The 14,217-nt window shown below is 68.4% G+C and carries 15 protein-coding genes and 4 tRNA genes; 2 read left to right on the top strand and 17 right to left on the bottom strand.

The window, feature by feature from the left end:
- Nucleotides 1-43: 43 nt before the first annotated feature.
- On the bottom strand, nucleotides 44-745 hold the full coding sequence (locus BKA16_RS06920) for a hypothetical protein (RefSeq protein WP_183369962.1): 702 nt from the start codon (nucleotides 743-745) through the stop codon (nucleotides 44-46).
- Between BKA16_RS06920 and BKA16_RS06915 the strand changes: the two genes are divergently transcribed.
- Complete coding sequence (locus BKA16_RS06915; RefSeq protein WP_183369961.1) at nucleotides 717-1,427, top strand: hypothetical protein; 711 nt, start codon at nucleotides 717-719, stop codon at nucleotides 1,425-1,427. The two genes, BKA16_RS06920 and BKA16_RS06915, sit on opposite strands and share 29 nt — an antisense overlap.
- Here BKA16_RS06915 and BKA16_RS06910 read toward each other — a convergent pair.
- From BKA16_RS06910 to BKA16_RS06835, 16 genes are all read right to left on the bottom strand, one after another.
- Nucleotides 1,331-2,704: a condensation domain-containing protein gene (locus tag BKA16_RS06910; protein WP_183369960.1), complete on the bottom strand. Its 1,374-nt coding sequence runs from the start codon at nucleotides 2,702-2,704 to the stop codon at nucleotides 1,331-1,333. The two genes, BKA16_RS06915 and BKA16_RS06910, sit on opposite strands and share 97 nt — an antisense overlap.
- Nucleotides 2,701-4,113: a condensation domain-containing protein gene (locus tag BKA16_RS06905; protein ID WP_183369959.1), complete on the bottom strand. Its 1,413-nt coding sequence runs from the start codon at nucleotides 4,111-4,113 to the stop codon at nucleotides 2,701-2,703. Before BKA16_RS06905 ends, BKA16_RS06910 begins: the two co-directional genes overlap by 4 nt.
- Before the next feature lie 443 nt (nucleotides 4,114-4,556).
- On the bottom strand, nucleotides 4,557-5,894 hold the full coding sequence (locus BKA16_RS06900; protein WP_183369958.1) for a bifunctional adenosylcobinamide kinase/adenosylcobinamide-phosphate guanylyltransferase: 1,338 nt from the start codon (nucleotides 5,892-5,894) through the stop codon (nucleotides 4,557-4,559).
- The gene (locus BKA16_RS06895; RefSeq protein ID WP_183369957.1) at nucleotides 5,894-6,697 is read right to left on the bottom strand and encodes an ABC transporter ATP-binding protein; all 804 of its coding nucleotides are present in this window, start codon (nucleotides 6,695-6,697) and stop codon (nucleotides 5,894-5,896) included. The genes BKA16_RS06900 and BKA16_RS06895 overlap by 1 nt, the downstream gene beginning before the upstream one ends.
- On the bottom strand, nucleotides 6,694-7,719 hold the full coding sequence (locus BKA16_RS06890) for a FecCD family ABC transporter permease (RefSeq protein WP_343067310.1): 1,026 nt from the start codon (nucleotides 7,717-7,719) through the stop codon (nucleotides 6,694-6,696). The genes BKA16_RS06895 and BKA16_RS06890 overlap by 4 nt, the downstream gene beginning before the upstream one ends.
- On the bottom strand, nucleotides 7,716-8,591 hold the full coding sequence (locus BKA16_RS06885) for an ABC transporter substrate-binding protein (protein ID WP_183369956.1): 876 nt from the start codon (nucleotides 8,589-8,591) through the stop codon (nucleotides 7,716-7,718). The genes BKA16_RS06890 and BKA16_RS06885 overlap by 4 nt, the downstream gene beginning before the upstream one ends.
- A gap of 98 nt (nucleotides 8,592-8,689) precedes the next feature.
- Entirely contained in the window at nucleotides 8,690-9,403 is a 714-nt protein-coding gene (gene rplA, locus BKA16_RS06880; protein ID WP_183369955.1) for a 50S ribosomal protein L1, read from the bottom strand.
- A gap of 107 nt (nucleotides 9,404-9,510) precedes the next feature.
- Nucleotides 9,511-9,945: a 50S ribosomal protein L11 gene (gene rplK, locus BKA16_RS06875; RefSeq protein ID WP_183369954.1), complete on the bottom strand. Its 435-nt coding sequence runs from the start codon at nucleotides 9,943-9,945 to the stop codon at nucleotides 9,511-9,513.
- An 80-nt stretch (nucleotides 9,946-10,025) separates the two neighbouring features.
- Entirely contained in the window at nucleotides 10,026-10,769 is a 744-nt protein-coding gene (nusG, locus tag BKA16_RS06870; protein ID WP_183369953.1) for a transcription termination/antitermination protein NusG, read from the bottom strand.
- An 87-nt stretch (nucleotides 10,770-10,856) separates the two neighbouring features.
- Nucleotides 10,857-11,231 carry a preprotein translocase subunit SecE gene (gene secE / locus BKA16_RS24060; protein ID WP_183369952.1) on the bottom strand — a complete coding sequence of 125 codons (375 nt, stop codon included), beginning with the start codon at nucleotides 11,229-11,231 and terminating at the stop codon, nucleotides 10,857-10,859.
- 38 nt (nucleotides 11,232-11,269) lie between these two features.
- Nucleotides 11,270-11,342, bottom strand: a tRNA-Trp gene (locus BKA16_RS06860).
- A gap of 148 nt (nucleotides 11,343-11,490) precedes the next feature.
- Nucleotides 11,491-12,579 (bottom strand): fused (3R)-hydroxyacyl-ACP dehydratase subunits HadA/HadB, encoded by a 1,089-nt coding sequence (locus BKA16_RS06855; RefSeq protein WP_183369951.1) that lies wholly within the window; start codon nucleotides 12,577-12,579, stop codon nucleotides 11,491-11,493.
- Nucleotides 12,580-12,817: 238 nt separating this feature from the next.
- Nucleotides 12,818-12,985: a 50S ribosomal protein L33 gene (gene rpmG, locus BKA16_RS06850; protein WP_183369950.1), complete on the bottom strand. Its 168-nt coding sequence runs from the start codon at nucleotides 12,983-12,985 to the stop codon at nucleotides 12,818-12,820.
- Between the two features lie 87 nt (nucleotides 12,986-13,072).
- Nucleotides 13,073-13,146 (bottom strand) — tRNA-Met (locus BKA16_RS06845).
- A 37-nt stretch (nucleotides 13,147-13,183) separates the two neighbouring features.
- A tRNA-Thr gene (locus BKA16_RS06840) sits at nucleotides 13,184-13,256 on the bottom strand.
- Between the two features lie 121 nt (nucleotides 13,257-13,377).
- Nucleotides 13,378-13,458: transfer RNA gene (locus tag BKA16_RS06835), tRNA-Tyr, on the bottom strand.
- Between the two features lie 93 nt (nucleotides 13,459-13,551).
- Here BKA16_RS06835 and BKA16_RS06830 point away from each other — a divergent pair.
- Nucleotides 13,552-14,043, top strand: coding sequence for a YajQ family cyclic di-GMP-binding protein (locus BKA16_RS06830; protein WP_183369949.1), 492 nt, complete (start codon nucleotides 13,552-13,554; stop codon nucleotides 14,041-14,043).
- Nucleotides 14,044-14,217 lie beyond the last annotated feature (174 nt).

Below are 14,217 nucleotides of genomic sequence, written 5' to 3'. Positions count from 1 at the left end.
TCGGCGCAACGAGAATCCGTCGATCCGGTTGTCCACAGGCTCGTCACTCCAGCCAGACCGATGCCGACAGGTCCCACTTCGCCAACTCGTCGCCGAACAGTTCGGCGAGCCTCGAGCGGTCGGGGACCGCGACCGGGTCCAGGGAACCGAGGCAGATCGTCACCACCGCCGGGCCGCGTGTGCACCATCCGCTGACTCCGCCGCCCAGCCCGGCGATCCGAGCCGCGGACGCCCCGACCGTCGCCGCTCGCATCATGACCGGTCCCGCCGCGGCCCCGCCGAGCGAGGCGACCGTGTCCGGCAGCGCGCCGAGTCCGGAGGCCAGGCACAGGGGCGCGCCGACGCCGTCGGCGATCCGTGCGATGAGACGGTCGGGGAGCGCCTGGGCGACCACGACGGTCGCCGCCATCGGACTCGTGGTGCGCTCGCGGCGGACATACGCCTCCCGACATGCCCGGCGCAGTTCGGACAGATCGTCGTAGCGTCCCGCGGGCGTCACGGCACTCGCGGCAGCGGTCGCATTGGCCCGGAGGTCGTCCGTGCCTCGCAGCGACACCGGCAGTTCCACCGGCACGTCCTCGCCGTCGACGACGCGGCCGCTCGCCGCGAGCACGCCGACGACCAACGCGACGAACAGCGAGTTCGGAGTGCCGCCAGCCCGCACGGCGACCCGGTCGAAATTGTCGACGTCCACGGTGACCGCGATGCTCGGGCCGGTGAACGGTGCGTCCTCGACCGCCGTCACCGGACCGGACCGGTGGACGGACGCCGCGGGCCGCCGTGACCGCGGCACGGGCGGCCGCCCCTCCCAACGACGCCGCGTCCACGAGAGCGCGAACCGCGCGCGGCCCGCGAACCGGATCGGGTCGGTGGGGATCTCCTCGGACGGCCTCGTCGACGGCGGCGATCACCGCGCCGCCGTCGGCGATCACGTGGGAGAACACCAGGGAGACCAGCCGTCCGCCGTCCGCGGTCGGCGCGGTCGTCAGACGCCACGACGGTCCGGCGACGCTGTCGACGCCGTCCGCCAGACGCTCACGCGCCCATGCCCCGTCGCCGCCGACCGGCACCGGTTCCGCGGTGCCGGTCACCGCGCCGGCGGCCGGGGTGAACAGCCATCGGTCGCGGCCGAGCCCGCGGGTCCGGACCACCAGTCGCGACAGGCGTCCCGCGCGCAGTCCGTCGCCCAGGCGTCGGACCGCCGCCTCGTCGACGTCGTCGCCGACTCGCCACACCACCTGATTGACGACGGGAAGGTTCAGCACCCGTTCCATGACGACGAACAGATTGTCGTCCGCGGTGAGCCTGTCGTCCGCGGCCGACCCGATTCTCACCGGTCGGCTCCGTCCAGGTCGGCGAGGACCTGCGCCACCGTGTCGAAGTATCGCGCCACCGACGCCTCCGCGATCGGATTGTCCGGGCGCTGAGCGGCGGCGAACAATCCGTCGTCGGTGCGGCTCACCCAGATGGACGCGTGATCGGTCACGCCTTCACCGGTGAATATCACCGCGTCGCGCAGGGCCTCCGCCGCTGGAAACCATCGGAAGTCGATATACGACACCATCTGCGGGTTCGTGATGACCGAGGGGTCGAGGACGCCCTCTCCGATCAGCACGCCGAGTGCTCCGTGCACCGGGTCCGCCGCCATCTCGCGGGCGACGGCGAGGGCGTCCGCCGCATCGCGCACCACGTCGGCGACCGCGTCGCCGCGCACCGCGAACGCGACCGGCACGAAGTTGATGTACCAGCCCTGCGAGGCGAGGTGATCACCCCGCCGAGTGCTCAACACGGTGGTCGTGACGTAGCGGTCCCGACCCGCCAGCCGCCGTTCGGTGACCCCGAGCGCCGCGAAGACCAGTGTCGACAGCCCGACGTTCGCGGTGCGGGCCCACTCCCCCAGCCGATCGGTGCGAGCCGCGTCCGCGATCGGGACCTGATCGATCCGCACCCGCTGCGGTCGTCCGTCGACGATCCCGAGGTCGAGTGGAAAGTCCGGACGCCTGGGCGAGGGCCCGTCCACCAGAAGCTCTCGCCAGCGGCGCACCGACGGCGACGACGACGTCAGCGACGCCGCGCGGCCGGCTTCGGCCGCTGTGTACTCGATGTGGCTCGAGCCTGCGACCGCGCGAGGACGGCCCGGTTCGTCCCGGTAACGGCCGAGGATCTCGGCGAGTCCGATCGCCTGCGACGCCGCGTCGCCGTACGCGTGGTCGATCGCGAAGTAGAAGTCGAACGACTCGGTGTGCGCCACCGCCCCGAACGCCGCCGCCGGAAACACGTCGAACACCGCGGTCGCGGGCAGTCGCTCGGCCACGTGCTCGACGGGATCGGTGCCCGCCGGGCAGGTGTGCGCGTCGAGTTCGATGTCGGAGGCGTCGACCAAGCCGCGGACCACGTCGTCGCCGTCGGCGCGGAACGTCGACCGCCAGCCGTCGTGATCGCGCAGGAAGTCGGCGAGCACCGCGGTCATCCGGTCGACGTCGAGGACGCCCGGCACCGACACGCACGCACACGTGAACGCCCGGTGCTCGACGCCCGCGTCCCGCTGCGCGCGCACCGCCAGAATGTGATCGCGCTGCAGGAACGACGGCCCCACGGGATGCGCCGGCGCCCGACGGGCCGCGGCCGTCGTCGCCGCGGTCGCCGACCAGTCGACGACGGTGCCGGGACCCGGGCGCCAGTCGCGGGCCGCCGCTATCCTCATCGCGTGCTCCCGTCGACCGCGGCGCTCTGTCCGATCGAGGCGTCGCCGTGCGACGCGACCTCGGTCAGCACGGCGGCGAACTCGGCGACGAAGGCATGCACCGACGCCGTCGCGACGTCGTTGTTCGGATACCGCATCGACAGGTTGAGTCCGCCGGCCGCCCGATTGATCCACAGGTACACTTCCGAGTCGCTGCGCACTCGACTGCGCAGCACGCGATCGTGCGCGGACCAGCGATTCGCACCGGGCACCGCTCGACCGTCGATGTAGGACACCACGAACTGCGGGGCCTCCCCGACACCGAGCAGGTCGGTGATCCGGCTCAATGAGAACGGCACCACGTCGCGGTTCGCCCGAAGTGCTACGGCGGTGCCCGGGACGGCCTCGCCGAACGAGCCGGCTCCGTCCATCCGGTCGTCGACCGGCATCACACCGACGAACCACCCGGCGGCCGTCGCCAGTTCCGGTGTGTACCTGGTGTGCATCGGCATGACGAACCGCAGACCGTCGGCGCCCAACCTGCCCAGCGCGGACTTCACCGCCGCGACGAAACCACTGGTCTGCGAGCCGCCGAACCGCTTCGCGGCCGCGACGAACGATTCGGTGGCCGGCGCGTCGAGCAGCCACCGGGACAGGCTCGCCTGCTGACCGCCGCCGTCGACGCCGCCCGGTCCCAGCGGCAGTGGGAACCCGGGGAAGCCGGTGTCGATCAGTGCACCCCACCTCCGCACCGCCGGATGCGTCGCGTCGAGGGCGTCGTCGACGGCTCTCTCGGCGGCGCTGAAGTCCACATACGAGCCGCACGGCGGCAGCTCGGACCCGGCCGCGGCGAGACGCGCCCGGTACAGCTCGGTGAACTCACCGATCGTGAAAGCCTGCGTGTAGGCGTCCATCACCGTGTGGTCGGCGGCGAACACGACTGTGAAGAACGCCGCCTCGTCGCGGCACGCGGAGTCCGGCTCCACAGTCACCACGGCCAGGTGCGGCCAGCGCACCGACGACACGACCTCGGCGAAGAACTCTTCGAGACGTGCGCAGGCGTCCGAGCCGCCGCACGGTTCGGGCACCGGTCGCACCGCGACCTCGACGGATTCGGGTGCGACCGTGCGCCGACGCCACCCGGTGTCGGTCGCCACAGCCGTCGTCCGATACGCCTCGTGGCGACCGAGCCAGTCCGCCAGCGCAGCGGCGAAGACGTCCCGCAGGAGCGGACCGGCGATCCGGAAGGCCCCTCCGATCCACGAACCGCGATGTCGGTCCGGATCGGCGTGCGCGCGGCCGACATGCGACTCGTGGTCGGTCGACAGGCGTCGCTCGTCATCGCGCCACGAACCGGGACCGGCGTTCGGCACCCAGCCCAGAACGTGTCCCTCGTGCATCGGATAGTCGGCGAGTTCGGTGTACTCCATCAGATCTCCCCCTCGGGCGGTCGGCCGCGATTCCTGATCCGAACCGATGCCGTCGACGACATGTCGACGGCGGCGGCCCGCACCCCATCAATAGCTCCTCGCGTACGGCCCGATCAATGCCTGTGTCGCGCATCATTCAGCACCGCCGACAGCCTCTCGGGACACCCGCGACCGATCACTGTGATCTATCGGGAACCCTTGCAGCGCACAGCTTCTCGTAGGTTTCTCGCAGCTTGAGCACAACCCGAACCCGCATGTCAGGGCCCACGCGAGGCGGATCCGGGATCTGTCGACGCGGCCGACGATTCCGCGCGGCACGGCTTCTTCGTCGACGGCGTGCCGCGGCCGCGCACCGGTGGGCGGCCCGTGCCGTCACCTCTCGGTAACCAAGTCTTCTTCCGGACGTCGCGTGCGCGAGCGGTCGATCGCCGTACCGTCCGATGTCAGCGGACGGAGAGCGGACAGCCCGCGACCATCAGCACCACGCGGTCGGACGCTGCCGCGACCGCCGCGTTGAGGCGCCCGAGCTCATCACGGAACAGGCGTCCGGCAGGAGTGCCCGGCACGACGCCGCTGCCCACCTCGTTGCTCACCGCGACGGTCGCCGCCGCCCGCGTCCGCCAGGCGGCGACGAGATCGGCCGCCTCTGCACGCACCCCGGCGAGGTCGCCGCCGGTCCACACACCGTGATGGTCGCAGCGCGCGGCGAGCCAGGTGCCGAGGCAGTCGATCAGCACCGGCGCCGTCGTCGCCCGCAGTGTCGCGGCGAGGTCGGTGGTCTCCAGGGTCGTCCACGTCGACGGGCGACGGGCCCGGTGCGCGGCCACTCGCCGCGCCCAGTCGGGATCGTCGTCTCGCGGTCCGCCCGCGGCGATGTACACGACGTCCACGACGTCGGCGAGCATCGCCTCGGCGTGACACGACTTCCCCGATCGCGCCCCGCCGGTGACGAACACACGGTGCGGCCGCGTCGCCGCCCCGCCGAGTACGACGACTTCGCCGTCACGGCCGGGCCGCGCACCGACCATCTCGAGTCGACGGGACAGTTCGGCGTTCGGCGGATTGTGATGACCGAGGTGCACGGCCACCACGTCGGTTCGATCCGTGACTGCTTCGACCTCACGCATGGTCGCGATCATGTCACCGAAACCGGCGAACCCGAGGTGTCCCGCGGACAGTCCGTCCCGGTCGCCGAAGGTCTCTTCGAGGAACACCGCGTCGTACCGTGCGTGGGCGACAGCGGCGAACCGGTCCCGCGGCCACGGTCCGGTGTCGGTGGCCCACAGCAGCCTCTCGCCGTGCGCGTCGGTCACGTCGTAGAGGACCGCGTCACCGTCGACGAGGACCCGGTGCTGCGCGGGCAGGACCCGCACATCGTAGGGGCCGAGTCGGATCCGCTCCCCGGCGGCGACCGGAATGAAGCGGACGGCGTCGTCGGGGCCAGTCCAGTCTCGACATGCCTCGAGCGCGGTCGCGGGGCCGACGACGCACAGTTCGTCGAGATCGTCGATCCACGACCGCCAGAGCAGCAGTTGCGGGCCGAGATGGTCGGGATGGGCGTGCGTGATGAGGACGTATCGGAGCCCGGCCAGCGAACGACCCGCGCGTCCGGCCGCCCCGGCGACTTCGGGGCCGCAGTCCAGGAGCAGCCGGTCGTCGACGAGTGCGGCCGTCTGTCCGCGCGAGGTCCCCGACGTTCGTGCGTCGCCGCACGAACCGCAGTCGCAGAACGGGTTCGGCCAACCGTCCGCCGCGCCGGAGCCGAGGAGCACGACCTCCATCAGGCCTTCTCTCCGGTCGATCGCAACGGCAGAACCGCCGGACCGTCTGACCGTTCGAGTATCTCCACGCGCGCACCGTACACCTCGCGCAGACGATCGACGGTCAGCACCTCGGCCGGCGCCCCGTCGGCGACGATGCGGCCGCGATCGAGCAGAACCAGTCGCTGCCCGTACTGCGCGGCCGACGTCAGATCGTGCATCGCCGCGATCACCGTGAGCTCCCGGTCACCGCGCAGATCGTCGACGAGGTCGAGCACCTGCTGTTGATGTCCGATGTCGAGAGCACTCGTCGGCTCGTCGAGGAGGAGCACCCGAGGCTCCTGCGCGAGTGCGCGGGCGAGTACGACGCGCTGCAGTTCGCCGCCGGAGAGCGCCGATGCCGCCCGATACGCCAGATCTTCGAGGTCCAGGCGCACGATCACCTCGTCGACCACGGTGCGGTCGCGCGCGGTCGGAGTTCCGAACCGGGAGAGATGCGGGGTGCGGCCGAGCTCGACGAGGGCGCGCACGGTGGTCCCCTCGGGCACCACCGGTCGCTGCGGCATCAGGGCCACGGTCCGCGCGATCTCCCGACGACGTGAGCTCCGCGGCCGCACGCCCATCACGTCGAGGCGCCCGCTCGCCTCGACCAGTCCGGCGAGCGCGTACAGCAACGTCGTCTTGCCGGACCCGTTCGGCCCGACCAGCGACACCCACGATCCGGCGGGCACCACCAGGTCGACGTCGTACAGCACGGGTATCCCCCCGCGCGAGGCCCCGAGACCGCGGCAGACGACGGCCGCGGGACCTTCCGACTCCGTCATACCGTCGCTCCCCGACTCCGTCGCAACACCACCAGGAAGAACGGAGCGCCGATCGCCGCCGTCACCACGCCGATCGGCAGCTCCGCGGGCGCCATCACGGTGCGGGCCACCACGTCCGCCAGTACCAGGAACGCGGCGCCGACGACCACCGAGACCGGCAGAAGCAGTCGATGCCCCGGCCCGATCAGCAGACGCACCGCATGCGGGATGACGATGCCGACGAAGCCGATGAGCCCGCTCACCGACACGACGGCCGCGGTGCCGAGGGTCGCGACGCACACCAGGATCAGCCGGACCCGCTCGGGTCGGATCCCCAGGCTGGACGCCTCCGCGTCGCCGACCGCCATCACGTCGAGCGTGCGGCCGAACACGATGATGACGGCGATGCAGACCACCGCGTACGGCACGACCGTGACGACGTCCGACCAGCCGTCGGTGGCGAGTCGACCGAGCATCCAGCCGTACACCTGGCGGAGCGTGTCATCGCGACGCTGCATGAGGAACGTCTGGATCGCGTTGCCGAATGCGGCGACGGCGACGCCGGCGAGGATGATGACGACCTCGGACCGCCCGCCGCCGACCGACCGACCGAGCGCATACGTCGCGGCCACCGCGATCAGACCGCCCGCGAACGCCGCTGCGGGCAGACCGAACGAACCGATCGTGCCGCCGACGACGATCACGACCGTCGCCCCGAGGCCTGCGCCGCTCGACACTCCCAGCAGGTACGGGTCGGCGAGCGGATTGCGGAACACCCCCTGATACGCGGCGCCGGCGATCGCGAGGGTCGCGCCGACGACCGCCCCGAGGACCATCCGCGGCATGCGGACCTCCCACAGGATCGCGTGCTGACGGGTGGTCAGTCCGGAATCGACGTGCACACCGGGCAGCCGGTTCACGAGATCGGCGACGACGCCGTGCACGGTGAGCCCCGCCGGTCCCACCAGCACGGCGGTCAGACACGCGCCCAGCAGAACGACGACCGCGACGCCGAGCACCCAGAGGGAGCGGCGGAGGGTCACGGTGCCCGCTGGTCGCGCACTCCGGTCACGATCTCGGCGACACGACGCACGAGGTCGACGACGCGTGGGCCCCACCGGCTGGCGACGTCGTCGTCGAGGGCGAACACCCGCTCCTGTGTCACCGCGCGGAGGTCGCCCCACCCCGCGCGCCGCGCGACGGACTCCTTCGTGACGGAGCAGCACTTCGCATCCGTGAGCAGGATCAGATCGGGGTCCTGTTCGATGATGTACTCGGCGGATAGCTGCGGATAGTCGTTCGCACCGGTCGCGATCGATCGCAGACCGAACATCGCCAGGATCTGTCCGACGTAGGTGGCGTCGGTGACGCTGTAGAAGGTGTTGTCGAGTTCGAGGTAGTAGCTCAGGCCGGGCGTCGCCGGACCGGTGTCCGCCACGATCGCATCGATGTCGGTACGCATCGACGCGGTCAGTCTGCGTGCCTGATCGGCGTGCCCGGTCGCGTCTCCGACCTTCTGGATCTCCGCATAAGTCTCGTCGAGGTTCTTCGCGGCGGGCACCTGCAGCACCTCGACACCGACGCGTTTCAGGCCCGCGACGACGTTGTTGTCGTCGTCCGAGAGCACGACGAGATCGGGATCGTGAGCGAGGATCGCCTCCAGATTCGGAGTGTATCCCGACAGGTCGGTCCGCGGGGCGTCGGCCGGATAGTCCGACTGGTCGTCGACGGCGACGACCTGCGGGCCCGCACCGACCGCGTACAACATCTCCGTGGCCGTCGGGCTCAACGAGACTATCGACCGTCCGCCGCCGGTGCCCGTGTCGGCGGCCGGTTCGGGACTGCCGCAGGCGACGAGCGCGGTCAGCAGCGCGACGACGATCGATACGACCGCGCGCACGCGATTCTTGTCCATGGGACCGACCTCTCCGATTCAGGGATCAGGGCAGGAATGCACGAGGGGCCCGACAGTCGATGTCGGGCCCCTCGCACATGTTCGCTGTCGCGATTCGATCAGGCCTCTTCGCCCGCGAAGTTGCGGGTGACGGCCGGGTCGACCGGGATGCCCGGGCCCGCGTTGGTCGAGACGGTGACCTTCTTGACGTAGCGGCCCTTGGCCGCCGACGGCTTCGCACGCATGATCTCGTCGTATGCGGCGCCGTAGTTCTCGGCCAGCTTGGCGGCGTCGAACGAGGCCTTGCCGATGACGAAGTGCAGGTTCGCGGCCTTGTCGACGCGGAAGCTGATCTTGCCGCCCTTGATGTCGTTGACGGCCTTGGTCACGTCGGTGGTGACGGTACCGGTCTTCGGGTTCGGCATCAGGCCGCGCGGTCCGAGGACACGTGCGATGCGGCCGACCTTGGCCATCTGATCCGGCGTCGCGATCGCGGCGTCGAAGTCGAGCCAGCCGCCCTGGATCTTCTCGATCAGGTCCTCGGCGCCGACCTCGTCCGCACCGGCGGCAGCGGCCTCGTTGGCCTTGTCGCCCGCGGCGAAGACGATGACGCGAGCGGTCTTACCGGTGCCGTTCGGCAGGTTGACGGTGCCGCGCACCATCTGGTCGGCCTTGCGCGGGTCGACGCCCAGGCGCACAGCGACCTCGACGGTCGAGTCGGTGTTCTTCGAGGAGGTCTCCTTCGCGAGCTCCACAGCCTCCAGCGGGCTGTACAGCTTGTCGCGGTCGACCTTCTCAGCGGCGGCCTGGTAGGCCTTGCTCTTCTTGCTCATGCTCTGTTCCTTCTCCCCGCCGCCAGGCGGGAGTTAGTGGTTAGTTGGGCCGAGCGCGGCCCTCCCACGGGGTGATTTCGACGCCGCTCGATCAAGCGGAGGGGCGATCAGCCTTCGACGGTGATGCCCATCGAACGCGCGGTGCCCGCGATGATCTTCGCTGCTGCGTCGATGTCGTTGGCGTTCAGATCCTCGGCCTTGGTCTTGGCGATCTCCTTGACCTGGTCCATGGTGACCTTGCCGACCTTGTTCGTGTGCGGAACACCCGAACCCTTCTGCAGACCTGCGGCCTTCAGAAGCAGCTTCGCCGCGGGCGGCGTCTTCAGCTTGAAGTCGAACGAGCGGTCTTCGTACACGAAGATCTCGACCGGAACGACGTTTCCGCGCTGGTTCTCGGTCGCGGCGTTGTACGCCTTGCAGAACTCCATGATGTTGACGCCGTGCTGGCCGAGCGCCGGACCCACGGGCGGAGCCGGGTTGGCCTGGCCCGCCTGGATCTGGAGCTTGATGATCCCGGAGATCTTCTTCTTCTTGGGAGGCATATCCTCTAGTCCTTTTTCCTACAGATCCGCGCACGCTGGATACGCGGAAGTCTCTTCATCGCAGTCGGTGCGAAGACCTGCTAGATCTTCTCGACCTGGTTGAAGCCGAGCTCGACCGGTGTCTCGCGGCCGAAGATCGACACCAGGACCTTCACCTTGCGCTGTTCGGTGTTGACCTCGCTGATGGAGGCCGGGAGGGTCGCGAACGGTCCGTCCATGACGGTCACCGACTCGCCGACCTCGAAGTCGACCTCGACGAGGTTCGACGCCGCCTGTGCGGCCGCCTCGACGCTCTCGCCCGCTTCGGCGGCGGCCCTCGCGGCCTGAGCCTTGCGCGCCTCCGCGCGCGGCATCAGGAACTGGAGGACCTCCTTGAGCGAGAGGGGCGACGGGCGGGAGGTCATACCGACGAACCCGGTGACGCCGGGCGTGTTGCGCACCGCGCTCCACGACTCGTCGTTGAGTTCCATGCGCACCAGGATGTAGCCCGGCAGCACCTTGCGGTTGACCTTCTTCTGCTGGCCGTTCTTGATCTCGGTGACCTCTTCGGTCGGAACCTCGACCTGGAAGATGTAGTCGCCGACGTCGAGGTTCTGAACGCGAGTCTCGAGGTTGGTCTTCACCTTGTTCTCATAGCCCGCGTACGAGTGGATGACGTACCACTCGCCGGGTGCACGACGCAGCTCCGCCTTCAACTCGGCGACCGGGTCGACCTCGGCTTCGGGGACCTCTGCGGTCTCCTGCTCGTCGACTGCCTGCACTGAATCGTCGGGCGTCGCGTCACCGGCCTCCGGCGATTCGATTTCGTTCTCCGGGGTGCTCACTGCGCCCAACTCCTTCATTGCTCAACCGGACCGTACGGTCCGCTAGTTCTCCGGGAGATCCACCCCGCAGCGTGTGGCTCGACGTCGCTAGCCGAACACCACCAGCATCAGCTTCGCGAAGCCGATGTCCAGCCCGGCGATGATCGCGGTGACCAGAACCAGGAAGGCGAGGACGGCGATCGAGTAGTTGACCATCTCGCTGCGCGTCGGCCAGACGACCTTGCGCATCTCGCTGACGACCTGCTTGAGGAACGTCCAGATGCGGACGAACGGATTACGGGCGGTCGACGCGCCTGCTTCCGCGGTGCGCGACTTGGTCGCGACAGCGGTGCCGGCGGCGCCTTCGGTCCGGCGGCCACGCGCCGAACGTTTGCCGCTCGGCCGCAGTTCGTCGTCGGCCCGGACGTCGTCGATCTCGATCGATTCGTCGACGTCGTCGGCCTTGCGATCCCGCTTGGCCACCTTCTCACCGATCCCTTCGTATGCATTCTGCCCGAGGGCAGGGGCGACAGGACTTGAACCTGCAACCTGCGGTTTTGGAGACCGCTGCTCTGCCAGTTGAGCTACGCCCCTTTGTACCGGATTCTCATCCGATACCCGTCCATCGCTCAACAGAACCAACGCGCCACCCTCAGGGCAGCGCGCAAGTCGTAGAGCATCAGACTCGAACCAGTGTAGAGCAAAGCCGGTCCACGCCCAACTCAGCCCCTCCTGCCGCACGTCAGGCGAACTGCACGTGCGCCTGAGCCCGTCCGAAGATCTTGCGGTCTCCCTGTTTCGCGACGAGTGCGACCACACCTCGTCGAGTCTGCGAATCGAGAGACTTGATCTTGCCGGTGAAGTCGACGGACGCGTGACCGACCGGCGGAACGTACACGGGGCTGGTGAAACGCACGTTGTACTCGTAGATCGCGGCGGGATCGCCGACGAAGTCGCTGATCACACTCGCGCCGAGGCCCATCGTCTGCATCCCGTGCGCGACCATGCCGTCCAGACCCGCCGATCGCGCCACCTCCGGCGAGAAGTGGATCGGATTCGGATCGCCGACGACTCCGGCGAAGTTGACGAGGTTGCCCAGCGTCAGCCTCTTGGTGACCGCGGGCAACTCCTGCCCCACCTCCAGCGTGTCGAAGTCGACGGCCCCGTACGGGCGCGGCGACACGACGGGGTCCGGGTCGCCGTACCGGTCGAACGGACCGAACACCGTCTGCGCGCTCTGCGGCTCACGGTCGATCGTCATCATCACGTGCTCGAGCTTGTCGAGCACATCCGGATCGACCTCCACCGCCGGCCGCGCGACCAGCGAGGTGAACGTCGTCATCACCGGCTCGTCGTGCTGATTCCACACGATGTTCTTGGTCACCATCATGTCGGTGCCCATCGACTGGCGGAACGATTCGAGGGAGACGTCGCAGATGAGTCGGTCGCCGAGCTTGACCGGCTGATGGAAGATCAAGCGCTGATCGCTCTGCATCACCTGCCACACGTCGTAGCCGGTGACGACGTCCTCGAACAGGCGACGCTGGGCGATGATTCCGAGAACAGAGATGAACGTCGGCGCCGCGATCAGCGTGTCGTGTCCGAGCTCCGCGGCGACGGCCTCATTCCAGTGGGCCGGGTGGTCGGACTGGACGGCCCGCGCATGTTTGCGCAGTTCCTCACGACCCACCTCGTAGTAGTCGTCGACCGTGTAGTTGTAGCCGACCATGGCCTTCGTGTGCTCGGCGATCTGCTCGGGGGTCAGCTTCTCCCCGGACTTGAGTTTCGCGATCCGCGCCTGGATCTCCGGATCGTCGATCTGCTCGGTCATCGGCGGCACGCTCCTCACACGGCCGACTGCAGGCCGCTCTCCACACCGGACGGTGGGCTGCCCCGTCTGGTCGACTTGTTCCCTGTTGCTTGCTGTCACATATAACTGATCGATACCCGATCGTTACACATCATCGTCAGAACATCCGATCGCACGACACGAAGCGGGCCACCTCGCGTGAGGTGGCCCGCTGTCGAAAGTCTTCTGTGTCTACCGCACACTCAAAGCGTGACGCTGATCAGCGCGATTCCTTATGCGCCTGGTGCGTACCGCAGTTCGGGCAGAACTTCTTCAGTTCCAGACGATCCGGGTTGTTACGACGGTTCTTCTTGGTGATGTAGTTGCGGTGCTTGCACACCTCGCACGCCAAGGTGATCTTCGGCCGCACATCGGTTGAGGAAGCCACTTTGTTGCCTACTTTCCGCTCTTGCAGTTATCGGGCCCGTTTCGCGACCCCGCGAGGAGCCGGGGCGTGAACCGGGTGATCGATGTGTAGCGGTGGGGGGACTCGATCCCCCGACCTCACGATTATGAGTCGTGCGCTCTAACCAGCTGAGCTACACCGCCCTGTCGGCCTCGGTGCCTCTCAGCCTCGAAACCAGCGAGCCCCCTGACGGAATCGAACCGTCGACCTTTTCCTTACCATGGAAACGCTCTGCCGACTGAGCTAAGGGGGCGTGCCTCGAACCACGACGGTGCGCACCGTCGTTCTTCAAGAGCCTCAACGAGGTTACACACACGGACACCCAGAAACCAAAACGGCTGGTCACTCGGTATTCGCGGGGGTTCTCCCGTCAGTGGCAGATATAGGATTCGAACCTATGTAGCTTGCGCGACGGATTTACAATCCGCTCCCTTTGGCCGCTCGGGCAATCTGCCGTCGTCGCCCGTGAAGGCAACGCGGATTAGAATACAACGAACCCCGTACATCCATGCAAATCTGCTGCTCAGACACGGTGTAGTGTGCGATGCATGGCTGATTCCTCATTCGACATCGTGAGCAAGGTCGACCGTCAAGAAGTCGACAACGCACTCAACCAGGCCGGGAAAGAGCTGTCACAGCGCTACGACTTCCGCGGCACCAACACCACCATCGACTGGTCGGGCGAGGAGAAGATCGTCCTCACCTCCGACTCCGAGGAGCGCGCCCTCGCCGGCCTCGAGGTGTTCAAGGAGAAGCTGATCCGCCGCGACATCTCGCTCAAGGCGTTCGACGCGGGCGACCCCGTCGGCTCGGGCAAGACCTACAAGATCTCCGGGGACCTCGTCCAGGGCATCGACTCCGACCACGCCAAGAAGATCTCCAAGAAGATCCGTGACGAAGGCCCCAAGGGCGTCAAGGCGCAGATCCAGGGCGACGAACTGCGCGTCTCGTCGAAGAAGCGCGACGATCTGCAGGCGGTGATCGCACTCCTCAAAGGTGAGGACTTCGGCATCGCTCTGCAGTTCGTGAACTATCGCTGAGGTTATTCTTCTGCCCGGTGTGGCGGGCGGGTGGACATCGCGCCCGCCACACCTTCGTCGTCCGCGCGTTCACGGCTGCGTGCGCCTTGTTCGGGGGCTTCGACGGGCGCTGGCCATGCGGTCTCGTGGTCGCCCGCGTTGCGCCGGTCCCCGTGCGGCGACGGCGCGAGCCGA

The sequence above is a fragment of the Gordonia humi genome (genome assembly GCF_014197435.1).
Lineage (GTDB): Bacteria > Actinomycetota > Actinomycetes > Mycobacteriales > Mycobacteriaceae > Gordonia > Gordonia humi.
The sequence above is the reverse complement of the archived record's forward strand: the minus strand, read 5'-3'. Positions and strand labels throughout refer to the sequence as shown.

Coding starts and splice junctions, on each gene's coding strand:
- BKA16_RS06910 (WP_183369960.1), bottom strand. CDS start 2,704: ATGAGGATAGCGGCGGCCCGCGACTGGCGCCCGGGTCCCGGCACCGTC.
- BKA16_RS06900 (WP_183369958.1), bottom strand. CDS start 5,894: ATGGAGGTCGTGCTCCTCGGCTCCGGCGCGGCGGACGGTTGGCCGAAC.
- BKA16_RS06830 (WP_183369949.1), top strand. CDS start 13,552: ATGGCTGATTCCTCATTCGACATCGTGAGCAAGGTCGACCGTCAAGAA.
- BKA16_RS06905 (WP_183369959.1), bottom strand. CDS start 4,113: ATGGAGTACACCGAACTCGCCGACTATCCGATGCACGAGGGACACGTT.
- rplK (WP_183369954.1), bottom strand. CDS start 9,945: ATGCCTCCCAAGAAGAAGAAGATCTCCGGGATCATCAAGCTCCAGATC.
- BKA16_RS06855 (WP_183369951.1), bottom strand. CDS start 12,579: ATGACCGAGCAGATCGACGATCCGGAGATCCAGGCGCGGATCGCGAAA.
- BKA16_RS06895 (WP_183369957.1), bottom strand. CDS start 6,697: ATGACGGAGTCGGAAGGTCCCGCGGCCGTCGTCTGCCGCGGTCTCGGG.
- BKA16_RS06885 (WP_183369956.1), bottom strand. CDS start 8,591: ATGGACAAGAATCGCGTGCGCGCGGTCGTATCGATCGTCGTCGCGCTG.
- rplA (WP_183369955.1), bottom strand. CDS start 9,403: ATGAGCAAGAAGAGCAAGGCCTACCAGGCCGCCGCTGAGAAGGTCGAC.